A 24,757-nucleotide genomic window follows, 5' to 3' on the forward strand; every position below is an offset into this window, starting at 1 on the left:
TACGTTATTAGCGACGCGGCCTTCTGCGGAGGGCCGCGTCGTTGGTTATTATTACCCGTAATTTCGTAAACCGGGCCGGAGGCGCGGTTTTATTGTCTATGCGTCAAGTCGTTCTTACTCTGTTGTTTTGGTTAGGGCTAACGGCCCTGAGCTATGCCCAGCCCACGGGAGGTACCCCCGCGCCCCCCGACAAGCTGACGCGCAAAGAGCGGCGGGCCCTGGAAAAAGAACAGCGGGAACTCGACAAGAAACTAGCCGAAGCCCGGGCCAGACGGGCGGCCTTGCGCTCGACCCTGATGGCGCGGCTGACGGAGCGCGAGCGCGAGCAGAGCGAGGCGCTGTTCGTGGAGGGCGTGAAGTACATTATGCTCGAGGACTATCCCAAGGCCCTCGAAAACCTGCTGAGAGCCTACTCGCTCAACCCCGACAACGCGGCCATCAACTACAAAATAGCTGAGGCTAACCTGCTGAGCGGCAACCTGCGCGACGCCACCAACTACGCCGACGCTGCCACCCGCCTCGACCCCAAGAACGCCTACTACTACCTGCTGCTGGCCCAGGTGCAGGCCACCCAGAAGCAGTATGATGCCGCCACCAAGACTTACGCGTCGCTCATCAAAGAGGTGCCCAACTCGGGCAGCTACCTGTTCAACCTGGCCGACCTGTATCTGGCGCAAAACAAGCTGCCCGAAGCCCTGACCACGCTCAACCAGGCCGAGAAAGAGTTTGGGCAGGTTGATGAGATTTCCTTCAAGAAGCAGCAGATCTACCTCAAGCAAAACAAGCTGGACCTGGCCCTGGCCGAGGGTGAGAAGCTCATCAGAGCCAACCCTACCGAAAGCCGCTACGTGCTGGCCCAGGCCGAGATGTACGCCAGCAACAACCGCCTCGACGACGCCGTGCGCGTGGCTCAGCAAGCCCTGCGCCTCGATGGCGACAACCCGCAGGCCCACATGGTGCTGGCCGAGGTGTACCGCCAGCAAAGCCAGCTCGAACAGTCGGACGAGCAGCTCAAGCTGGCTTTCGCCAGCCCCTCGCTGGAAATCGATGACCGGGAGCGGATTCTGGTGGGCTATATCAAGCAGCTGCCCCACCCTAAAGAATCGGTAAACCAGCTGGCCCGCACCCTGGCCGCCGCCACCATCAAAGCCTATCCCAAGAATGCCCGGTCGCACTCATTGGCCGGCGACATAGAGACGCTCACCAACCACAAGAAAGAGGCCCGCAATGCCTATTTGCAGGCGCTGCGCTACGACAACTCCAAGTTTCAGACCTGGCAGCAGGTCGTCCTCATTGATGCCGAGCTGAACCAGACCGACTCCTTGCTAACCCATACCGACCGGGCGCTGGAGCTGTTTCCTAACCAGTCGTCGCTGTGGTTCTACAACGGGGTGGCCTACATGCTGAAAAAGCAGCCCCAGAAGGGCGTGAAAGCCTTGGAGCACGGCCGCAAGCTGGTGATGAACAGCCCCGAGCAACTGGGCCAGTTCGACGCGCAGCTGGGTGATGCCTACCACGAGCTACATGAGTACGAGAAATCGGATGCCGCCTACGAAGCCGCACTGGTAAGCGACCCCGACAACGTACAGGTGCTGAATAACTACAGCTACTTCTTGTCGTTGCGGGGCGTAAAGCTGGAGCGCGCCAAGCAGATGTCGGGCAAAGTGGTGAAGCAGTTTCCCAACAACGACACTTATCTCGACACCTACGCCTGGGTGCTGTATAAGATGAAGGATTACGAAGGTGCCAAAGCTAATCTGGAAAAGGCCCTGCAAACCACCAAAGACGCGTCCGTTGTTGAGCACTACGGGGACGTCCTGTTTCAGCTCGGCGAAAAAGACAAAGCCGTGGCCGAATGGCAGCGCGCCCGCAAAATGGGCGTTGCCTCGGACCTACTGGAGCGCAAATTGAAAGACCGCAAACTGTATGAATAAAGTGAAGCTGCTGTTGGCCCTGGGGCTGCTATTGGGGAGTTGTACGCGCAAAGCCGTTCCCACCACATCGAGCAACGCCCCCGGAACCTCCACGCCGGTTGCTGAGCCCAAGGTGCGCGCCACCAACACCACCTTCCTGTTTCTGAATGCCAAAGGCAAGGCGCAGTTCAATATGAAGGGCAACAAGCAAGGCGCCAACCTAGCCCTGCGCATGCGCCGCGACAGTATTATCTGGCTATCGGCTTCCCTGGTAGGCATTGAAGGCGTGCGGGCCATCCTGACCCGCGATTCGGTGCGCGTGCTGAACCGGCTGGAAAAGACCTATTTCTCGGGCGGCTACGACTACCTGAGCAACATCCTGAACGTGCCCGTGAGCTTTGCCCAGATGCAGGCCCTGCTGCTGGGCGACTACCTGCCGGGCCCCGCCGGCACCACGCCCACAATAACCACCGAAGAGGCCGGCCGCCAGCGCGTCACTTACCCATTGGGCGGCGTGCTCATCGAGCGCCTGCTACAAGCGGGCACCGGCCGTGTGCAGCAGATGAAAGTGAGCGACGAAGCTAGCAAGCGCAGCCTCACCGTCGATTATACCGATTTCCGGCCTTTGGAGGAGCAGGAAAAGCTGCCGTTTGCACACGCCGTTTTTGTTCAGGCGCAGCAGGCATCGGGCGTGGTGACGGCCGCCATCAACTACAATAAGGTAAATACCGGGCGCGAGCGGTTGGCTTTTCCCTTCGCCGTGCCCAAAGGTTATAAGCGGCAGAAGTAATTTGCAGCTTTCGAACAACGCACGTTGAATAAGCAGGTAGTAACGGCTGATAAAGCAGGTAGCAGAGGAGCCGTCTCCACTGCGCGGCGCGGCCGTGAGCATTGGTTGCTACTAGGCCTGCTAAGCCTGCTGTGGCTGAGCGCACCCGTGGCCGCGCAGCAGCGGCAAAAGAAGCAACCGGCCAAAACTACCAAAGCCAAAACCACCAAAGGCCGGACGCCTGCCCGGGCCACCCGGCCCCGCGCCACCAGAACGACCCGCCCGGTCCGCACCAAAAGCAAGGCCCAGCTGGAGCGCGAGCGGCTGGCCAATCTGCGCCAGATTCAGGAAACCAGCCAGGCGCTGAATCAAACCCAGGAGAAGAAAAAGGTGAGCTTGGGCGAGCTGCACGCCATCACGGAAAAGCTGACGGAGAAGAAACAGGTAATTCAGGGTATTTCGACCCAACTGCACGGCATCGAAACCAGCGTACACCAAACGGCCACGCAGGTGCTGCAAACCCAGAAAACCCTGGCCCAGCTAAAAGCCGAATACGCCCAGCTGCTCTACACCGCGTCGAAAACGGCCAATGGCTTCAACCGGCTGATGTTTCTGTTTGCGTCCGAATCGTTCAACCAGTTTGCCCTGCGGCTGCGCTACATCCGGCAGTATACCGAGGAGCGTCAGCGGCAAGCGGCGCGCATCATGGGCACGCAGTACCGACTGCACCAGCAGCTCTCGGGCCTCACGCAGCAGCAGCGCCGTAAAAGCAGCCTGCTCCACAACCAGCTGAATGAGAACCGAAACCTGCTCACCCTGAAGTCTAAGCAGGATGACATGGTGCAACAACTCAGCCAGCAGGAGCAGGGCCTGCGCCATGAGCTGGAAGAGCGTCGCCAGGCTGTGGTTCGGCTTGACAACCTGATTGCGGAGCGGGTGCGGGAAGAAATTGCGCGCGCCGCCCGGGCCGCGCGGCTGGCTGCGCGGCGGCAAGCTGCTGTAGCCGCGGCCCGGGCCGCCCGCCGGGCCATCGCCACTCGTGGCAGCGCTGCCCGCCCATCCCGCGGCACTGATGCACCCGCCAGCGCTTCCGAAAGCAGCTCCGAAGGTGCTGCTGACGATGCTACCGCCGCGCCCGAATCCGACGCCCCCGAAACCGCCGCCGAAGCTGCCGCCGACCGCCGCGCCGTACGCATTGCCCTTACCCCCGAAACCGCCCTGCTGTCCTCCTCTTTTGCGGGCAACCGTGGCCGCCTGCCCTGGCCGGTGAGCCGGGGCTTCATCAGTCAGCGCTTCGGGCGGCACCCCCACCCGGTACTGAAAAACGTGACGGTGGAAAACCGAGGCATCGATATCCAGACTGGGGCTGGCGAATCGGTGCGGTCCTGTTTCGATGGTAAAGTGCTCACCATCGCCAGCATCGCGGGCATGAACACCATCGTAATGATTCAGCACGGCGACTTCTTCACCGTGTATGCCAAGCTGCGCTCCGTGAGTGTGCGCGAGGGGCAGCGGGTAAGTGCCCGCGAGGTAATCGGCACCGTAGCTACGGATGGCGAAGGCACCTCGGAGGTTCAGTTTCAGATATGGCACAACTCGGCCAATCTAAACCCCCAAACTTGGCTCGGCCACAAGTAGCCAACCACCCCCATGCGAGATGCTTCGGTCCCGCTCAACATGACGGGTTGAAGTGGGTTAAAGCAAAAAAACCCGGGCCAAAGGCGCGGGTCTTTCTGAGCTATGAAAACAAACTTAGCTGTCGGCAGAAGTAGCTACTAGCGAGCTTCAACCGATAACCGAATCAAAGGTGAGGCTTATCGGACTGGCCTGCTTGGTATTTCGGCGAATTGATGCTTCAGCCCGATGAACGGCGATTTTATTCCGGCGTAAATTCCGATGTCAATTCAAGATAGCACCAGGCTCATACTAAGTTTAATCTTCCGAGGAGCCCCGCCTTGTAGGAACTGCCAATTGGAACCCGTACTGGGGTGCGTGTCAGCGTAGCATCACGCACTCCATCAAGCAGTGCCACATCGGCCTCAATGGACACAATGCGGTCGAGACGCACGATGTATTTGCGGTGCACTCTGGCGAAGTCCCGGACGGGTAATTTGGTCTCGAGGTCTTTCATGGTGCCGTACACCGTGAGCCGTTCGCGGGTGGTGTGCAAATTCACATAATCGCCCAGTGCTTCGACGTATTGCAAGTCGGCGGTGGCCACGCGCACCAGGCGCTGGTCTTGTTTGACAAAGATTTCAGTGCGATTATTTGCGTAGAGGGCATCGCCTGCATTGTTAGCCATGCGCAGCACGCCGTCCAGCTTCTGACGCTCGTCTTCGAGTTGAAGGCGAATCCGGCGCAATTCCAGATGTGCCATCACTTGCCGGGCCAGAATGCGTAATGCCTCGCGCTGGTCAGAAGAAAGCTCGCGGGGCACGGTGTCGAGGGCACACAAGGTGCCCAAGGGCTGCCCCTCGGGCGTGAGCAGTGGTGCCCCCGCATAGAAGCGGATATTGGGCTCGCCCGTCACCAACGGGTTATTGGCAAAACGCTCGTCCGTGGTAGCATCGTATACTTCGTATACGTCGGTGGCTCGCATGGCGTACTGGCAAAATGCGTGTTCCCGCGGTGTCTCTTTGGCCTCCATGCCAACATTGGCTTTAAACCATTGCCGCTCTCCATCAATCAAAGAAACCAGCGACATGGGCGTGCCGCAAATGAAGGCTGAAAGCTGAGCCAAATCGGTAAACACCTGCTCCGGGTCAGTATCAAGTATCTGATAGCTGTGGAGTGCCTCGAGGCGCTCCACTTCATTTACTTGACGCAGATTGGAATCGGGCGGGGTGGTGCGCTTAGGTTGTTTCACAGCTTAATATAAAGTAAATTAATTCCTGTTTAAGCCTATGTTGTGGATGGCAGACTCGGGGTGAAAAGGTTAGCAAAGCTAATCTGTGCGCGCAAGTATGCTGTGTTAGCTCCCGCCCAACTCTTGTTGCGCCCCGTTAAACGCGTCCAAACTGCCTGTAAATGCACCGCTTCATCAGTTAAAACCTCGCTATTGGGTATCTTTGATACTCCAAAAGGCATTCGGCTGCGTATATCTTACTTTATCACCCTAACCGGGCCCAGGCGCCCACTCTCTCATGCTCCATTCCCTGTTCCTAATTGGTACTTTCGGAACCACCGAAATACTGCTTATCGTATTCGTTATTATTCTCTTGTTTGGCGCCAAACGTATTCCTGAATTATTCAGAGGCATGGGACAAGGCGTGCGGGAGTTCAAAGACGCTAGCAGAGAGGCCGAGAATCAGCAACCGCAGTACCGTGACCAACCTACTAATGCGCCCGTGCAGCCGCCCTATCAGCAGTCTTCACAGCAAGGTTACGCTCAGCAACAGTATCCTCCACAGCAAGGTGTTCCACAACAGGGTTACCAGCAGCCTGTACCACCTGTTTTCAACCCCAACGACCCTAACAACCAATCGCGCTAGTGGGCGCAACTTGAATCATGCAAAGTCCTTTCTTTCTCTTCATAGAGGGTGTCGGCGGCTCCGAAGTGGTGCTCATCATGGTCGTTATCCTCATTTTCTTCGGCGCTGATAAGATTCCCGAACTGGCCCGAGGCTTAGGCAAAGGCATCCGCGAGTTCAAAGATGCCAGCACCGAAATCCGCCGCGAGTTTGAGCAAGCTGGCCAGCCCACGCAGCCAAATTCTAACTACGGCTCTCAAAACCACTACCCGGCTCAGAATAATTATTCCGCGCCGGTTGCCGAAACCGGTTCGGGCTTCGACCCTTGGGCGACTCCCGCTGCCGCATCAGCACCTACCACCTCGGGTCCAGACCATTCCTTCGAGCACAAAACCACTGAGCCCGCCCCGCCCGTGGCCCATTCGCTGCCACCTAATCTCGCGCCCGAAGGCACTCAGCCCCGGCAACCCTATATTCCAGCCTCTCCCGACGCCTAAATCGGTAACCTAAAATCTGCAAGTAGTTTGAAGCGTTTTCAGTCTTTATCCGAAGTTCGTAACGAGCTGGCGGCGGGCACCACGTCCTGCCGTCAGCTCGTTGAGTATTATCTGGGCAACATCGAGCGCCAGCAGCACCTCAACGCCTTTCTGGAAGTGTGGGCCGACGAAGCCCGTGCCCAGGCCGATGCCGTAGATGCCAAACTGGCCGCCGGCACCGCCGGGCCACTGGCCGGTATGGTCATTGGTATCAAGGACGTGCTAGCCTATGCCGGGCACTCGCTGCAAAGCAGTAGCCTCATGCTCGATGGTTTCAAGTCGCTCTTCACGGGCACGGCCGTGCAACGCTTACTTGATGCTGATGCCATCCTCATCGGCCGCCAAAACTGCGACGAGTTTGCAATGGGCGGCTCGAACGAAACTTCTTACTTCGGCCCCGCCCGCAATGCCGCCGACCCCGACCGTGTGCCAGGGGGCTCATCGGGTGGTTCGGCGGTGGCCGTGCAGGCCGACATGTGTCTCGCATCAATTGGTTCCGATACGGGTGGTTCGGTGCGCCAGCCGGCGGCCTTTTGTGGGGTCATTGGCCTGAAGCCGACTTATTCGCGCATCTCGCGCTATGGGCTTGTGGCATTCGCGTCGTCGTTTGATCAGATTGGGCCCATTACCCGCTCGGTGCAGGATGCCGCCTTGCTCCTGGAAGTAATGGCCGGTGCCGATGGCATGGATAGCACCGCCAGCCAGCGGGAAGTGCCCGCCTACAGCCAGCAACTAGCACCTGCTCCACACTACCGTATCGGCTACATTGCTGATGCCATCAATAGTGAGGGCCTGAACCCAGAAATTAAGGATGCGCTGGAAAACCAGTTGGAGATACTGCGTGGTCAGGGCCATGTGGTAGAGGCCGTGGATTTCCCGTACCTCGATTTCATGATTCCGACTTATTATATTCTCACCACCGCCGAAGCCAGCTCCAACCTGGGTCGCTTCGATGGCGTGAAATATGGCTACCGTGCCCCGGATGCCACAGACTTGGAATCACTCTACAAAAAGAGTCGTGCCCAGGGTTTTGGGGCCGAAGTGCAGCGGCGCATCCTGCTCGGCACTTTCGTGCTGAGCGCTAATTATTACGACGCGTATTATACCAAAGCTCAGCGCGTGCGCCGGCTGATTAAGGAAAAAACCGACGAGCTGCTTCGGCAATACGACTTCCTGGTGCTGCCCACTACCCCCACCACGGCCTTCAAAATCGGCGAGAAGCTAGACCCGGTTTCCATGTATTTGGCTGACATTTTCACGGTGCAAGCCTCATTAGCCGGTGTGCCTGCCATCTCGGTACCAGTAGGGGAGGACGCAGTTGGTCTGCCCATCGGCTTGCAAGTCATGGCCGGCGCTTTCCGCGAGGCCGAGTTGCTGGCCTTTGCCAGTCTGCTAACGGAAGAAGTGCTGGCTTAGCGGAGTCCAGCAGAATTTGGTGCTGAATGAACTCAATTAGCACCAAATTCTGCTGCTTCATGGGTAAGCAGTTTTGTTAAAACTATATCAGGTGACTTGGGTGAACATACCAAAGCCGGTTGTGGCGTGAACAGAATAGCGGCATCTTACAAGGAGGGAGCCTGATTATCCTCCCAATACAACGCGTTGTAGCTGCTCTTTTCCTTTGTAAAACAAGGATTCAACATTCCTGCTAGCTGTTTAGCTCGTTTGTTTTTGAAAGTGGATTTCGGGTCGAATAATGTCTCCCGCGGTAGGTTTCGTTGAAAAACGTAAATCGTTACCTACACAACTTGTTTATATCCGCCCTATCTTAGTGCTATGAAGCAAGGGATTAAGCAAGCGAAAACTTCTCTGCGCGGCCAATGCTGGTGGGCGCTGGCGCTGCCTTGGCTGCTGCTGCAAACGACTGAAATCAGGGCCCAACAGATTTCGCCATCTGACACCGTAGGCGGCGTAAAGGCTCCCATGCCGGCCCTCTTGGGCGACACCGTGCGGGTACGCCTCGAATTACAGCCCGACTCGCTGGTGGCCGTACCCATGACTCCAACTACCGTCGACTCAGCGAGGCTGGAGTGGCTGCGTACTCCGCCTACTATGCGCGAAATAGTGTGTGACCGAGTGAGTTGCTTCGAAACTGATGTGCCGCACCAGTTCAATAACTCGGTGATGGCCTACGTAACCTTGTTCACGGCCCGGAACCGCAGCTACATGCAGCGCGTGCTGGAGCGAGAGAATTTCTACTTCCCCATCTTCGAGAAATACCTGGCGCAGTACAACCTGCCTATTGATCTGAAATACCTGGCCGTAGTTGAGTCTGCCCTGATTCCGACAGCTAAGTCGCCGGTGGGAGCCACCGGCCTTTGGCAGTTTATGGGCCCCACGGCCAACGACTTGCGCTTGAAACGCGACGAGTGGATAGACGAACGGATGGCGCCCGAAAAAGCCACCGAAGCTGCTTGTAAACACCTGCGTTACCTCTATGGTATCTTTCACGATTGGGAGTTGGTGCTGGCAGCCTACAACTGGGGCGCTGGTAGTGTGCAGCGCGTGATGCGCCGCACCGGCAAAAAAACTTTTTGGGACCTGTACCCATATATGCCGGCTGAGACACGGAATTACGTGCCCACGTTCACGGCAATTATGTACAGCATGAAGTACGCCGAGGCCCACGGCTTGCGCACCGATAAGCTGAGCTACCAATACGCGGAGCCGTTGGACACACTGGGCCTGCGGGGCCAAGCCTTCGACCTGCGCCGTCTGAGCCGGGCCTGTGGCTACGAAGATTCCCTGTATCTCACGCGCTTCAACCCAGAGCTGCGGCGGGCGGCACTACCGGCTGGGTATCGGCCGTACGTGGTACGTTATCCGGCGGCCGCGGCGGTGCATTTAGGCGATGTAGACCGGAAAACCTTACTTGAATACTGTCAGCCCGCCGCCGCGTTGCCCCAAGCCTTGGTACCCTTGCCCCCGCGGCTTGAAGGGGTGGAACCTTGGGTAAGCCGCGAGGTGCTGGCTGCCACCGAAGGACCACGTGCCGACGAGAAAACCGCGGCCCCACGGTTCCGGCGGGTGCCGCACAAGGTGCGTCGGGGCGAAACGCTGGCCAGTTTGGCCGAGCGGTTCGAGGTAAGTCAGGCGCAGCTGCGCCGTTGGAACGAACTGCCCAAGGGCCGGCCGCTGAAGCCTGGCAAGCGGCTGGTGATATTCGTGCCGCTACCTGCCGCCGCGCCGCGCCGCACTCCTGCTGCTCCCGTGGCCACAGAAGAGCTGCCGATGGTTGCCGCCGCGCCGCACGCAGCGCGCCCGACGATTTCGGCCGAGGAGACAGCGGCCCGGCGGGAGCAGGCCGAGGCTAATGCCCGCGAAGTGGTACGCTTACAAGAGCTGAGCCAGCAGGAAAAAATGCAGGAAGCTCGTTTGGTTGCTATCCGACAGCGGCAGGCAATTCAGCAAGCTGCCGCCGAGGCGCAGGCTCGCGCAGCGGCCCGTCGCTTAGCGCAGTCTCAGACCTTGGCGCAAGTGTCGGGCCCGGCTGTAGAAACCCAGCACAATGAGGCCAGGACCGTGGCGCCAACCCCTGAAATAACAGGCGAAACAGAGGTGTCGGCCGAAGCTGGCGCTATGCCTTACACCGTGCGCAAAGGTGACTACCTGACCAAGCTGGCCCGTGAGCACAACTTGAGCGTGGCCCAGCTCATGGCCTGGAATAACCTGGAATCAGAAAACGTGGTCCCCGGCCAGCGACTGGTTTTTAGGGCGCCCGCAGATGCCGATACCGCTCCGGAGCCCCGAAAGCAGCGCAAGGCTTCGGCTAAGGCAGTAGCTGTTGCAAGCCCTCGGGCCACTGCAAATAAGCAGGTTGGGGCGCCACAGGTGCACCGGGTGCAGCCGGGTGATACGCTATTTAATATTTCGCGCCGCTTTAAAGTGAGCGTGCAGCGATTGCGCGAGGTAAATCATCTCACTTCCGATGAGGTGAAGCTGGGCCAAAAGCTGGTGGTGCCGCAAGGGTAGGCTGCTGAAAGTGACTAGATGTAAAACAAACTGGGCCTTGCTGCGCATTTCGCGGTAATTTCGCCTTGCACGGCTGCGCTGTCTGCGTGGCCGTTTTCATTTTCGAAGAATTCCCAATGCTGAAAATAAACAAACAGGACGCGCTCAACTACCATTCCCAGGAGCCCGCTGGCAAGCTGGAGGTGGTGCCTACCAAACCCATGAGCACACAGCTCGACCTGGCCCTGGCCTACTCGCCGGGCGTGGCCGAGCCGTGCAAGGAAATTGCTGCCAACCCCGATGATGTGTACAAGTACACGGCGAAGGGCAACTTAGTTGCAGTTATTAGCAACGGCACGGCGGTGCTGGGGCTGGGCAACATAGGCCCGGCCGCCTCCAAGCCGGTGATGGAAGGCAAGGGTGTACTGTTTAAAAAATTCGCGGGCATCGACTGCTTTGATATTGAGATTGACGCCAACGACCCGGACGAATTTATTCGCATCGTAAAATCGCTGGAGCCCACATTTGGCGGTATCAATTTGGAGGACATTAAAGCACCGGAGTGCTTTCGGATTGAAACTGAGTTGCGGGAGAAGATGAATATCCCGCTGATGCACGACGACCAGCACGGCACGGCCATCATCACGTCGGCAGCACTCCTGAACGGGCTGGAAATCGTGGGCAAACGCATTGAAGAAATCAAGCTGGTGGTGAGTGGGGCCGGAGCAGCGGCCGTGTCGTGCCTGCGGCTGTACTTGGCCCTGGGCCTGCATAAGGACAATGTAGTGGTGTTCGATAAGGACGGCATCATCAATGCTCAACGGACTAATCTGGACCCCATTCAGATGCAGTTTGCCACCAGCCGCAACCTCACCACGCTGGAAGAAGCCATGGAAGGGGCCGACGTATTTCTCGGACTCTCGGCGGCCAATGTGCTACCGGCCGGTTTGCTTCTGCGCATGGCCGCTAATCCCATCGTATTTGCTCTGGCCAACCCCGACCCCGAGGTGAGCTACCAGCTGGCCATGGCCACCCGCGACGACCTCATCATGGCTACCGGTCGCTCCGACCACCCCAATCAGGTGAATAATGTGCTGGGCTTCCCCTACATTTTTCGGGGGGCACTGGACGTGCGGGCTACCGAAATCAACGAAGCTATGAAGCTGGCGGCGGTGCACGCGCTGGCTCATTTAAGCAAGGAGCCGGTGCCCGAAATGGTGAATAAGGCATACGGTGACAATACTTTAGCGTTTGGTCGAAACTATCTCATTCCCAAGCCACTCGACCCGCGTCTCATTACCAGCATCAGCCCGGCGGTGGCCAAAGCCGCAATGGAAAGCGGCGTGGCCCGCCTGCCCATTGAAGACTGGACGGCCTACGAGGACCAGCTCCGCGCTCGCTTGGGGGTGAACCAGAAGCTGATGAACCGCATGACTTCTGCTGCCAGGGCCAACCCCAAGCGGGTGGTATTTGCGGAAGCCGATAACTACAAAATTCTTAAAGCCGCTCAGATTCTGCGCGATGAGGGAATTGCCTTTCCCATCCTACTTGGCCCGCAGGATAAAATTGAAACTATTGCCCGTGAGAACAGCCTGGATTTGGAAGGTTGTGAAATCATTAACATTTTGAAGCAGGACGGCAAGCGTGACGAGTACGCCCACCTGCTGTATCAGAAGCGCCAACGCCGGGGCATGACGCTCTACGAAGGCCGCCGCCTCATGCGCGAGCGCAACTACTACGCCGCCATGATGGTGGAAACCGGCGAGGCTGACGCCTGCATCACTGGTCTTACTAAGGACTACGGCAAGAGCATTATTCCGTCGCTCCAGGTAATTGGCACCGAGGAAGGCGTCCGCCGGGTTTCATCGATGTACATCATTCAGCACAAGAAGGGGCCATTTTTCTTTGCGGATACAACAGTGAACATCAACCCGACAGCGGAGGAAATGGTGGAGATTATCGGCCTCACCGCCCGTGCTGTGCGGTTCTTCGATACCGAGCCGCGCATGGCGGTTATCAGCTATTCCAACTTCGGCTCAAACTCCGGGCCACTGCCCGAAAAAACCCGCCGGGCCACGGAGCTTGCCAAAGCCCGTTTCCCCAACCTGCTGATTGATGGGGAGATGCAGGCCAATGTAGCGCTCAGCCCTCAACTGCTTCAGGAGCACTACGACTTTTCACCCCTCGCGGGCAAAGGCGCCAATACGCTCATTTTTCCGAATGTAGAATCGGGTAACATTGCCTACAAGGTGCTTCAGGAAATAGGTGGTGCTGAAGTGATTGGCCCCGTATTGATGGGCATGCGTAAGCCCGTACACATCCTGCAGCTTGGGGCATCCGTGCGTGACATCGTGAATATGACCGCCATTGCTGTGGTAGACGCGCAGATGGGCCGCAAGGCGCTGTAGAGAAAGGTTCTAAAAAAGTGATGCCAAGCGATGAGAAGTCTATCGTCTGGGGTAGCAATTCAACCAAGTAGGCTGCTACCCCAGACGAGAGACTTCTTATCGCTTGGCATGCCGTTATTGCTGATTCCCTCTCATTTTCTTCATTTTGCCCAATATTTTTGGCTAAGAAGACAGTATTTTTGGGAAGTAAAAACCCGTCGCTAGTGTTGCCTAGCCACCAAAGAATTTCGTTTGTTTCCCCTAATTACGGTCTATGATTGCTTACCTCGACGGTAAACTCGCTTACAAAGATGCCACGCTTGCCATCATGGATATGGGCGGCGTTGGTTATGAGGTCCGCATTTCTCTGGCCACTTACTCCAAGTTGCCGGCCGAAGGCACTACCACAAAAATTTATACTTACCAACACATCAAGGAAGATGGACAAACCCTCTACGGCTTCCTCGACCCCAACGAAAAAGCGCTGTTTATGCAGCTCATTGGAGTGTCAGGCATTGGGCCGGGTACGGGCATCGTGATGGTGAGCAGCATGAGCGTAGGCGAAATTCGGGAGGCAATTGTGAACGAGAACGTACGGGCCATTCAAAGCATCAAAGGCGTAGGCCCTAAGACGGCTCAACGCGTAATTCTGGAGCTAAAAGATAAGTTGCGGAAGGACGAATTACTCGCCAAAGCAGGTGTTGACACCGTGCCGCTGGCACGCCAACACAATACGCGGCGCTCGGAAGCGTTGCAAGCATTGGTAACCTTGGGCTTTGCCCGCGCCGCTGCCGAGAAGAATCTGGACCAGATTCAGCAAAAGCACGGTGGGGAGCTGAGCGTTGAGGAATTGATTAAATTTGCTTTGAAGTCGCATTGAGTTATGGCGTGAATTCTTGGATTCGCACCATTGCACGGATGATTGTCTCACGCGACTCGCTACCTATTTGAAGTGCCGTGCCTGACATGGGCCTAACCTCCCATGCCACTATTCATTTATCCTGCTTGAAATCCGGTCAGAAATTACTCCCCGCGTCGGTTGTTGTAGTTGCGTCGTTGCTGACGTGGTGGGCCCAGGCCACACCACTAGCTGGCGCACGCCTAACCAGAGCGTTGCTCCGTGCCAGCCGTGCGCTGGCTTCCGATACTCCCCGGCCTGGTGGCGCGGTGGTAGATACTACGGGTCCTTATAAGCCCAGCCGCCGCCCGCGGGTGCGGGCCCACGACCGTCCGGGTAGCCCTTTTGGGCCGGGCCGTCGGGAGTCTCCGTTGGTGCTACCGTTGCCTAAAAACGTAAAACTTGACGTCACGGTTGACGATAGTCTGAAAAACTTTGACGTTAAAGAGAAAGTAGGAGCCAATATTGATTACCGTGACCCGAGCGTGCTCTCTTACAAGGAGTACGAGCAGTTCCAGCAGCGCCAGGCCATCAGCAATTATTACCGGGACAAGGCCAAGGGCGGCGTTACGGGGCCCGCGGCAGCGGCCGGCACGCCCCAAGCCCAGCGCTTGATTCCCAAAATTTACCTTGGGCCCATTGCCAACCGTATTTTTGGTGGCAGCTATGTCGATATTCGGCCGGCGGGCTCGGTCACCCTCAAATTTGGTGGGCGGTTTAATAAGAACGAAAACCCAGCCCTAACACTGCGCCAGCAAAGCGTGGGCGACTTTTTGTTCGAGCAAAACATCAACGTCAACCTCACGGGACAAGTTGGCACCAAGCTCAAACTGGCGTTCAACTACGACACCAAAGCGTCGTTCGACTTTGATAACCAGATTAAGTTCGACTACGCGGGCGAAGAGACGGACATCGTCCGGAAAGTAGATCTGGGCAATGTGAGCCTGCCGCTCACTAACTCCCTGGTGCAGGGTGGGCAAAATCTGTTCGGGATTAAAACCCAGTTGCAGTTTGGGAAGCTCGGGGTGACGGCCGTGGCTGCCACCGTGCGCGGTACTGCCGACGAAGTTCGCATTCAGAATGGTGCCCAGAGCCGGCAGTACGAAATCAAAGTGAGCCAATACGAGCGGGACCGGCACTTCTTCCTGTCGCAGTTTTTCCGCGACAAGTACGACCGGGCCCTGCGCAACCTGCCTACCATTCAGAGCGACGGGGTGTCCATCACCCGCGTGGAGGTGTACGTGACCAACGACAACCGCACTACCGAAAGCCTACGCAACGTGGTGACGCTGATGGACCTTGGGGAACCTTTTCGCCTGTATCAGGAAAAATACCGCAGGGGTAGTCCAACTGCGCTGTCACCAGCCAACAACGACGCTAACGACGAGTTTCGCACCGTGACGGGCGGCACCCGCGATAACATTGGCGTAGATAATTTTTTGCAGGGTGCCCAGGGCCTGACCAAGAACGTTGACTTTGAGCGGGTGCGGGCCCGTAAGCTCGACACGCGCGAATACACCTTCAATCCGCAGCTCGGCTATATCTCCCTGAACACGGCCCTGCTGCCCGACCAAGTACTAGGCGTGAGCTATGAGTACCTCTATAATGGCAAGACCTATAAAGTGGGAGAATTGTCGGGCGACTATAACAACGTAGGTCCAGAGGATGTCATCTTCCTGAAGATGCTGCGGGCCAGCAACCCCGGTATTGGCGTGCTGCCGACGGATCGGCCCGATCCGCAGAACCCTGGCCAGACGACAAGGAACACACCGACCTGGGATTTGATGATGAAAAACATCTATCCTCTGAACGCCTCGCAGTTGCAGCGCGACAACTTTCAGCTGCAAATCGTTTATAAAGACGACGAGACGGGGGTGGATTTGATTTCGCTGAAGGAAGGCGCCCGCCTCACCAACCGGCCCCTGATTGAGGTGCTCAACCTTGACAACGTTAATTCTAACAATGACAAGCTGCCCGATGGCAATTTCGACTTCTTCCAGGGCATAACGATTGACCCTGAACTGGGGAAGGTTATTTTCCCGAACGTGCAGCCGTTCGGCTCCTACCTGCGCAGCCAGCTCACGGGCGAACAAGCGCTCATCGACAAATATGTGTACTCGGAGCTGTATGACCAGACCCAGAGCGATGCCCAGCAGCGGCAGGAAAAGGATAAGTTCTTTCTGCGCGGGCGCTTCCAGGGTGGGGCAGGCTCCGACGAGATTACCCTTCCCGGCATTGGCATTGCGCAGGGATCAGTGCGAGTGCGCTCGGGCTCGACGCTGCTGACGGAGGGCGTCGATTACCAAGTATTTTATGATCAGGCTAAGGTAAAAATCCTGAACCCTGCCTACCTCAACTCGGCCAACGAGCTGCGGGTAGAATTTGAAAAGAACGCCCTGGTGCAGGTGCAACCGCGCCGGCTGGTGGGGGCTCGCCTCGACTACCAGCTGAACAAGGACGTGAATATTGGCGCTACGGCGCTGCACTTGCTCGAAAACCAGGCGCCGGGCATTAACCGCGTAAACATCGGCGACGAGCCGGGCAACAACACCATCGTCGGGCTGGATGGTAGTATTCGAAAGGACAGTCGGGTGCTGACCAAATACCTCGACAAGCTGCCCTTTATCTCGACGAAGGAGATTTCAACGGTAGCCTTCAGCGGCGAGTTTGCCAAGCTGCTGCCGGGCCGCTCCCAGTTGGGTAACGGGGAAAATGGGGTATCGTACGTCGATGACTTTGAGAACTCGCGTACACCCTACACCTTGGGCGGGCTGGCCTCAATTCCGGCCTGGCGCCTGGCGTCGACACCGCTGCCGGTGCGGGGCAGCACGGCTGTGGGCCTGCCTTACAATTACCAACGCGCCAAACTGGCCTGGTACACCGTGGACCAGACCTACTACACCAGTGGGCCGAATGTACCGGGCAATATCTCGGCGGGTGACCTTGTGAACCATTACACCCGGGGTGTGCGGCGTGATGAGGTGTTTCCGAACAAAGATTTGGGGTCGAGCGGTAACGGCTACGAGTACACGTTCGACATGGCTTATTTTCCGCAGGAGCGCGGCCCCTACAACTACAACCCTAACATCGACCCTTCCGGTAAATTATTTACGGGTGCCGATGCCACGGCCGCAGAGCTGCGCAATAAGTTTGGGGGCATCACCCGCGCCATTACGTTCGATACCGACTTTGACAATGCCAACATCGAATATCTGGAGTTCTGGATGATGGACCCGTTCCTGAAAGTTACCAATCCCAGCGCTCCCGATTCCCGGGTAAGCATCACCGACCAGGACGGCAACGACAAACCCACCACTTCCGGCGGCGACTTGGTTATCAACCTCGGTAACGTGAGCGAAGACGTGCTGAAAGATGGCAACCAGCACGAGTTTGAGAACGGCCTGCCCATCAGTGATGACCCGCAGGAAGTGGACGAAAGCAGCAACCCGACGGTGTGGGGTCGCGTCACGCGCCAGCAGTTCCTCACCGATGCCTTCAACGCCGCACCGGGGGCCCGCCAGCGCCAAGACGTGGGCCTCGATGGGGTGAACAATGACAATGAGAAAGCGCAGACGCAGTACGGCGCGCAGTATAATGCGCTGCCCGACCCCTCCGGCGATGACTTCCGCCACCACCTAGACGCGAGCTACGACCAGAATGACAGTAAGATTCTGGGCCGCTACAAAAACTACAACGGCTACGATGGCAACTCGCCCGAAAACAGCCAGCTCAGCTCGACTGCCTTTCCTGATAAAGAAGACCTGAACCGTGACAACGTGGTGCAGGATGTGGAGCGCTACTACGAGTACCGGATGAATCTCGCCCCCGGTGGCCTCGATGTGGGTTCAAACTATATCATCGACAAAGTCACGAACAACGTGAACGGCGACAACGTGACGTGGTATCAGTTCCGCATTCCCGTGAGAGAGTACAACACCGTGCAGGGCAATGGCGGCTTACCATTTGGCTTCAAATCGATTCGGTTCCTGCGCATGTACATGACGGGGTGGCGGGAGCCAGTAGTGCTCCGTATGGTGCAGCCCCAGTTCGTGGCCAACCAGTGGCGGCGGTTCCTTACTCCCATCGTGGGGCCGGGTGCTCCGCCCTGCGTAGGCTGCCTCACCGATGCCACAGCCTTCAATATTTCGACGGTGAGTGTGGAGGAAAACGGGGTGGCCGTAGCCAGCGGCCCAGGTAAGATTCCTTACATATCGCCGCCTGGCATCCAGCGTGACAAAGAGTATGGTAGCAGCAGTGTCTCGCGCCTGCAGAACGAGCAAAGCCTGCGCCTGGCAGTGGTTGGTCTGCGCGACGGTTATGCCAAGGCTGCTTATAAGAACATTACTATCAATATGCTGCGCTACAAGCGGCTGCGCATGTTCCTGCACGGTGATACGGATGACTCAAACACCAAAAGCGGCGAAGTTCAGGCATTCATTCGCATTGGTACCGACTACACTCAGAACTATTATCAGTACTCGCTGCCACTGAACCTGACTCCTGCCGGCACTACGAACCCCGAGGAAGTGTGGCCCAGCGCCAATACCATTGACGTGGCGTTTCAGGACTTTATTGATGCCAAGGCCAAGCGCAATCAGGGTAATGCTATCAACGTTCCATTCAGCGTGACGTTGCCCAATGGTGGCACCATCACGGTAGTGGGTAACCCCGATTTTTCGGCGGTGCAGGGTGTGATGATTGGGGTGCTGAACCCTTACACTGATGGCGTCGAGATTTCAAATAAGACCGTAAACCTCTGGGCTGATGAATTCCGGGTGTTTGACTTCGAGCAGCAGGACGGCTATGCTGCTACCGCCCGGTTCAACATGAAGCTGGCCGATTTGGCCAACGTCACGGCGACGGGCAGCTTCACCAGCGTGGGCTTCGGCGGCTTGCAGGACAAAGTGCAGCAACGCTCAACAGACAATGTATTCCGGGGCGACCTGAATGCTACGGTAGCCGTTGAGAAATTTCTGCCTGAAAAGCTGAACCTCCGCGTGCCGGTGCTGCTGCAGGTCGGCCGCGAAAGCCGCTCCCCGCTTTACGACCCACTCGACCCCGACACCAAGCTTGACCAGAGCCTCCAGAAGTTTGTGCGTGATGGCAGGCCAGATGAGGCAGCCAAGGCCGAATACCGTAAAAAGGTTACTGACCAGACCACCAGTCGAAGCATTTCGGTGCTGAACGTGCGCAAGGAGCGCGGTACTCCCAAGCCCAACGCCACACCCACCACGCCCAAGCCCTGGGACATTGAGAACCTAGCCCTTAGCTATTCCATCACCGACCGGCTGCACACCGACATCCGCACCGAGCGCGACTATACTCGCTCCTATACTGCGGCCGTGGCCTACGTGTACCAGACTACGCCCAAAAACTACACGCCGCTGAGCAAGATTAAGGGATTGGACAATCCGTACCTAAAAATCTTCCAGGACCTGAACTTTACACCGCTGCCCTCGCGCTTCTCTTTCCGTACTGACCTTGACCGGCGCTACAACGAGCGGTTCCTGCAGCGCGTAGTGAACCCAGGCGAGCTGCCCGTTAGCGCCGGCGCGCCTATTGTGCAAAAAGCGTTCTATGTCAGCCGTATCTATGACCTGAAGTGGGACCTGACCAAGAGCCTGATTTTCGATTATACCGCCACCAACCGGGGCGTAGTAGATGAAGGCCCCGGCCGCACTATCGGTGGAAGCGATGAAGCCATTCGTAACCGTAGCCAAGTGCAGAAGAACCTATTGCGCGGCGGCCGAACCACCAACTTCAACCAGACGGCTGCGCTGACGTATCGGCTGCCGCTCGATAAGTTTCCGCTCACCGACTGGCTGAGTGCCGATACCCGCTATGCCGCCAACTACACTTGGCAGGCGGCCTCCACGGGCCAGCGTGTACTTGTCGACCCGCTTGGTACCGACACCACAACTACCCAGCTCGCCTTGGGCAACACCATTCAGAACAACGCTGAAATCACTGCCAACGGCAAGATTGACCTGGTGAAGCTTTATAACAAGGTGAAGTTCCTAAACATCATCAATAACGCGCCGGCTCCGGGGAATAAACCCAAGGGTGGCCGCGCTGATATCCTGCGCCGAGCCTTGCCTGACCAGAATCCCCAGGCAAAAACTCCGGCCGAGCCCGATACCACTCAGGAGAAAAACCGTTTCCTGAAGGCCGTGCTGCGCTCGCTGATGACCGCCCGTTCGATCAATTTCACCTTTGTGCAATCGCAGGGTACCCTGCTGCCTGGTTACCTGCCCAAGACTAAAGCGTTTGGGTTAGATAATGATTTCTCCGCGCCGGGGCTGCCGTTTATCCTAGGGCAGCAATACGACCTGAATACCCTCTACAACCGGGCTAGCAACAACGGCTGGTACACGCCCCAGAGCGAGTACTTGAATACCGCGTTCAGCTCGCTGCTCACCCAAAACCTGACCCTGCGCACTGCCTTGGAGCCCTTCCGCGACTTCAACATTCAAGTGGATGCGCGGCAGCAAGTGGCTCGCAACCGCGATGCCTACTACCGTCGGCGGCTGAATGAGGAGACGCTGACGCCTGAACTTGACCCCGCTACTGGCCTGCCGGTGCCCATCGTGGCCCAGTCGGTAGGGACGGGCTCGTTCAACACGTCCACCATCACCATCCAAACGCTGTTTGGCGACCTTGGGGCCAATGGTGAGACGTCGAAAGCCTTTGACCGGTTTGTTAAAAACCGCCAAATCGTTCAGGAACGGTTGACCGAGCTGAACCCATCACCCGGGGGAACAGGCTACGGCTATAACTCGCAGGATGTGCTAATGCAGAGCTTCGTTGATGCCTACCAGGGCCGAACGTCGGACGGTTATAAAGATCAGAAGTTCGACCTGTTGAGTATGATTCCCCTGCCCAACTGGCGCGTCGACTATAACGGCTTCGCACAACTGCCCCTCATCAAGAAGTATTTTAGTTCATTCACCCTCAATCACGCTTATGCGTCGACCTACAGTGTGGGCAACTACACTACTTCGAATAATTATTCGAGCATCACTTCAGCACCAGAATTTCCATACGAACGCAGCAACGGCCAGTACATCCCCTACAACGTGGTGGGTCAGGTGAGCATCGTGGAGCGCCTTTCGCCGCTGATTGGGGTAAATTTCCAGACCGTAAGCAAGCTCACTGGCCGCCTTGAATACCGTACCGACCGCTCCGTGCTGCTGAATATTACCAACGCGCAGGTAACGGAGCTGTCCACGACCGAATTCGTGATTGGCTTCGGCTACGCGTCTAACAGCCTAAAACTGCCCTTCCGCGTGGGTGGCGAGCAGCGGGTGCTGAAAAACAATCTTACTGCTCGTCTCGACCTGAGCATCCGCGATAACATTACGGTGCAGCGTAGCATCCTCGACTCGGTAGACCCCAGCGCCGCCACGCCCATCCTTCCTGCCAATGTGGGGCGTCCTGAAAGCACGATTACCAATGGCTCGAAGACCTTCCAGCTACGGCCTACCATCGATTACCTGTTGAACACCCGTCTCAACCTACAGCTGTACTACAGCCAGACCGTCACCACCCCGCGCATCAGCAATGCCTTCCGCAATTCAGCTTCCGAAGGCGGCGTGCAGCTGCGCTACAGCTTGGCGCAATAAGCGAATGAGTAGAAAATGAGTGAATAGGTGGTAAGTTGGCGCAGAAATATCCCGCGGCTGCTTCCGCTAAATTTCGACTGCTTGCTTTGGCTTGCCTACTTTTGAGCTGTCGTGAGTTTTTTTGCTCCTTCGCTCATTCACCCTTCACTCATTGAACCAATGAACCTGCCCTCCACTCTGCATTATACTAAGGACCACGAATGGATTCGCGTTGAAGGTGATATCGCCTATGTAGGCATCACCGACCACGCCCAGAAAGAGCTTGGCGACATTGTTTACGTCGACATCGACACCCTCGACAAAGAGGTGGCCCAGCACGACGTGTTTGGCACAGTAGAGGCCGTCAAAACGGTTTCGGACCTGTTCAGTCCCATCACCGGCACCGTGCTGGAAGTGAATGCCAAGTTGGCCGATGCTCCTGAAACCGTTAACTCTGACCCCTACGGCGATGGCTGGATGGTGAAAATCTCCATTGCCAATCCCGAGGAATTGAAAGACCTGCTGAGCGCCGAAACGTACGGTGAGTTGGTTGGCGCGTAAAATCGCAGTACCTGCTTTAGCTTGTGCGTCGTGATGCCGACTCCTTCTCGCCTACCGCACAAGCCAGAGCCGGTACTGCCCCCCGGTCGTCCTTACGCGGCATTGCCCTTGCTCTGGGCCGCCGTAGTACTGATACTGACCCTTACGCCGGCGAATGAAATGCCACACACGCCCAATTGGGAGCTGTTGTCTTTTGACACAGCGGCCCATGCGGGCGTGTTTGTTGTATTAGCGGGCCTAAGCTGGTTCTCCGTAAAGCGGCAACGCCGCTGGCCCCGTTTGGCTCGCCACGCTGGGTTGGTCGTGTTTGTGGGCAGCACCCTCTTTGGAGGCCTGATAGAAGTGCTGCAAATGACCATGCGGCTGGGCCGGCACGGCGACTGGACCGATTTGCTCAGCGACGCTATTGGCGCGGGCTTGACAGTCGGCCTGGCCACGGCGTGGACGACCCGCCAACAGCCCCGCACGCGGCCATTGGCTTCTATTATCTGGTTTGGAGTAGTGCTGGCTGGCGCCGGACCCACACTGGCGCACGCTCAGGATATGCTTCGCGCCCGTCGCACCATCGAGAAGTTGACCTCACCTGCCCTGCATGGGCGCGGCTACGTGCAGCAGGGCGAGCACAACGCCGCTGCCTACCTTCGTAGCCGCCTGCGCGACCTGAAACTGGAGCCCTTGGCACCCAATTACACTCAGTCCTTTACTCTGAATGTAAACACGTTTCCGGGCAAGGTTAAAATGACGCTTGTGGAACCAGCCCCGGCGATTCGTGCGACCGTACTTACACCTGGCACTGATTTTATCGTCCTGCCAGATGCAAAATCAATCAACGCAACCGAATTATGGGTAAGCAGGCTTGACACTGTAGACCTTGCTACTAATGAGACTCAGTTAACTTGGCTCAAAACCTTGCGGCAACATCCGGCAAGTGGGCGAGCTGTTTTATCCACGGCCCGCGTCCAAACGAAGTACCCTAGTCTGCCTCCTTATCTCCGGCAAGCCATTGATTCGTCGGCTGTGCATCTGGAGCTAGTGCCTAAGCTAATCGCGTCGCTCAGCTCTGAGCAAGCTAATCAGACTAAAATCGCCGTGCTGGAAAACGCCAAATACTGGACGGCTGGTGGGGGAACTCTGAAGCTGCAGTTACAAATCGAAGCAGACTTAAAACGCAATTATCAAACCCAGAATCTCGCCGCCCTCATCCGCGGCACTGCCCAGCCCGATTCCTTTTTAGTTGTCTCAGCTCACTACGACCACCTCGGCATGATGGGCAAAAACGTGTATTTCCCCGGGGCCAATGACAACGCCAGCGGCGTAGCCCTGCTTCTGGAGTTGGCAGCCCACTATGCCCTGCCCAAAAACCGGCTAGCTTACTCCATCGTTTTTTTGCTCTTTGGGGCTGAGGAGGCCGGCTTGGTTGGTTCCAGCCACTTTGTGGCTCACCCGTTGATTCCGCTCAAAAGTATCAAGTTCCTTGTCAATCTCGACCTGCTGGGTACCGGCGAACAAGGGGCTACCGTTGTTAATGGTCGTGTATTGGAGGCACCTTACCGCCGTTTGGTCACTCTCAACGAGGCGCACCATTATCTTCCGCAGCTAGCACCGCGCGGCCGCGCCGCCAATTCTGACCACGCGCCGTTTTTTGAAGCGGGAGTACCCGCATTTTTTATCTATACCCGTGGTGGCAGCACTGCCTATCATGACGTCAACGACCGGCCCGAGGCCCTGTCGCTGGCTGGTTTCGCGGGAGCATTCGGGCTGGTGCGTGACTTTATAGGTGAGTTAGGGGCTGCGCCAACCCCCAAAAAATAAGTCGGTAGCCGAACCTGTGTTCGACTACCGACTACTTGCTGCTGATTACCTGAGAATTTATCCCTTGGCTTTCAACGAAAGCATGATTTGCTTGGCAATGGGCTCCCACTCGGGTTTCTGGCGGTCGGCACAGTTGAAAGTGCAAATCATCAGCTTGCCTTCCACGTCGGTGAAGAATACCAGGGTGTACACTTCGTGGCCCATTTCAGGCTTCATGAACTCAAGGTAGCCCACTTTACGGTTGTTGATATTCTTCACCCCGTCGCCAAACCAGGTTGCTTCCTTGTATTGCTTGTGGTAGGTCTTGCTAAATGAGCCAGAGTAGATGTCAACCATATCTTGGTCGGCATCATTGTCGCTGTAGTTGAAGGCGAGGCTGATAAGGTTGTTATTGGTGAAAATAACGCTCGGACGGCTTTGGGCCTTCGCGTAAGCAAAGTCCATCTGCTGCTCGGTCATTACCTCAAATCCCTTGGGAATCAGGATTTCCACTCGCTCGCTGAGCACCCGCTTCTTCACCAACTCAATTTCAGTAACAGGACGTGCAGCCATTAGCAGCAGTCCTAGAACGCAGAGTAAAAATGTAGATTTCATACAGATTCGGGATAAAAAATGAGTAACTGCTATTTGCATACCCAAGTTAGATACAATAATCAAGTATCCAACTTCCAGGGGACAAATATTGCGATTTTTTTTGAGATTACAACAAACAAGTTGCATCACGGTGTAATAACATTCTAACTATCGGAAGGTTGTGTCTGCAATAAATATAATCTGAATCATGCTTCAAAAATCTCTGCGGGAGGTGTTGCGAAAACGTTTGGTTGAAGAAATACCTCGCAAAGTGCAAATAGCATTC

14 protein-coding genes are annotated in these 24,757 nt (G+C 56.8%); 12 read left to right on the top strand and 2 right to left on the bottom strand.

Features of this window, described 5'->3' with window-relative positions:
* Positions 1 to 98 precede the first annotated feature (98 nt).
* Genes WX88_RS18695 through WX88_RS31505 form a run of 3 tightly spaced genes read left to right on the top strand, consistent with a single transcriptional unit; the run spans position 99 to position 4,320 of the window.
* Entirely contained in the window at positions 99 to 1,934 is a 1,836-nt protein-coding gene (locus WX88_RS18695) for a tetratricopeptide repeat protein (RefSeq protein WP_052732849.1), read from the top strand.
* On the top strand, positions 1,927 to 2,703 hold the full coding sequence (locus WX88_RS18700) for a DUF4292 domain-containing protein (protein ID WP_046245928.1): 777 nt from the start codon (positions 1,927 to 1,929) through the stop codon (positions 2,701 to 2,703). The genes WX88_RS18695 and WX88_RS18700 overlap by 8 nt, the downstream gene beginning before the upstream one ends.
* A gap of 24 nt (positions 2,704 to 2,727) precedes the next feature.
* On the top strand, positions 2,728 to 4,320 hold the full coding sequence (locus WX88_RS31505) for a murein hydrolase activator EnvC family protein (RefSeq protein ID WP_231590744.1): 1,593 nt from the start codon (positions 2,728 to 2,730) through the stop codon (positions 4,318 to 4,320).
* A gap of 283 nt (positions 4,321 to 4,603) precedes the next feature.
* Here the strand turns inward: WX88_RS31505 and WX88_RS27985 are convergent, their stop codons facing one another.
* A complete protein-coding gene (locus WX88_RS27985; RefSeq protein WP_052732851.1) occupies positions 4,604 to 5,548 on the bottom strand; it encodes a GAF domain-containing DNA-binding protein in 945 nt (314 codons plus the stop codon).
* Positions 5,549 to 5,825: 277 nt separating this feature from the next.
* On the opposite strand from WX88_RS27985, the gene WX88_RS32015 reads away from it, so the two are divergent.
* The 9 genes from WX88_RS32015 to WX88_RS18755 all read left to right on the top strand — a co-directional run bounded on the left by WX88_RS32015 (position 5,826) and on the right by WX88_RS18755 (position 23,898).
* Positions 5,826 to 6,173, top strand: coding sequence for a Sec-independent protein translocase subunit TatA/TatB (locus tag WX88_RS32015; protein ID WP_046245929.1), 348 nt, complete (start codon positions 5,826 to 5,828; stop codon positions 6,171 to 6,173).
* 17 nt (positions 6,174 to 6,190) lie between these two features.
* A complete protein-coding gene (locus WX88_RS32020) occupies positions 6,191 to 6,649 on the top strand; it encodes a Sec-independent protein translocase subunit TatA/TatB (protein ID WP_082116143.1) in 459 nt (152 codons plus the stop codon).
* Between the two features lie 27 nt (positions 6,650 to 6,676).
* A complete protein-coding gene (gatA, locus tag WX88_RS18725; protein ID WP_046245930.1) occupies positions 6,677 to 8,104 on the top strand; it encodes an Asp-tRNA(Asn)/Glu-tRNA(Gln) amidotransferase subunit GatA in 1,428 nt (475 codons plus the stop codon).
* Positions 8,105 to 8,464: 360 nt separating this feature from the next.
* A complete protein-coding gene (locus WX88_RS27990) occupies positions 8,465 to 10,660 on the top strand; it encodes a LysM peptidoglycan-binding domain-containing protein (RefSeq protein ID WP_052732852.1) in 2,196 nt (731 codons plus the stop codon).
* 116 nt (positions 10,661 to 10,776) lie between these two features.
* A complete protein-coding gene (locus WX88_RS18735; protein WP_197076846.1) occupies positions 10,777 to 13,047 on the top strand; it encodes an NADP-dependent malic enzyme in 2,271 nt (756 codons plus the stop codon).
* Between the two features lie 253 nt (positions 13,048 to 13,300).
* Entirely contained in the window at positions 13,301 to 13,906 is a 606-nt protein-coding gene (ruvA, locus tag WX88_RS18740) for a Holliday junction branch migration protein RuvA (protein ID WP_046245931.1), read from the top strand.
* 125 nt (positions 13,907 to 14,031) lie between these two features.
* Positions 14,032 to 21,546, top strand: a complete 7,515-nt coding sequence (gene sov / locus WX88_RS18745) for a T9SS outer membrane translocon Sov/SprA (RefSeq protein ID WP_231590745.1) — start codon at positions 14,032 to 14,034, stop codon at positions 21,544 to 21,546.
* Positions 21,547 to 21,705: 159 nt separating this feature from the next.
* A complete protein-coding gene (gene gcvH, locus WX88_RS18750) occupies positions 21,706 to 22,086 on the top strand; it encodes a glycine cleavage system protein GcvH (protein ID WP_046245964.1) in 381 nt (126 codons plus the stop codon).
* A 33-nt stretch (positions 22,087 to 22,119) separates the two neighbouring features.
* Entirely contained in the window at positions 22,120 to 23,898 is a 1,779-nt protein-coding gene (locus WX88_RS18755; protein WP_082116144.1) for a VanZ family protein, read from the top strand.
* Positions 23,899 to 23,955: 57 nt separating this feature from the next.
* Here WX88_RS18755 and WX88_RS18760 read toward each other — a convergent pair whose 3' ends face one another.
* The gene (locus tag WX88_RS18760; RefSeq protein ID WP_046245932.1) at positions 23,956 to 24,450 is read right to left on the bottom strand and encodes a hypothetical protein; all 495 of its coding nucleotides are present in this window, start codon (positions 24,448 to 24,450) and stop codon (positions 23,956 to 23,958) included.
* Positions 24,451 to 24,757 lie beyond the last annotated feature (307 nt).

Origin of the sequence: Hymenobacter terrenus (genome assembly GCF_000972495.1) — a bacterium.
Classification (GTDB): domain Bacteria; phylum Bacteroidota; class Bacteroidia; order Cytophagales; family Hymenobacteraceae; genus Hymenobacter; species Hymenobacter terrenus.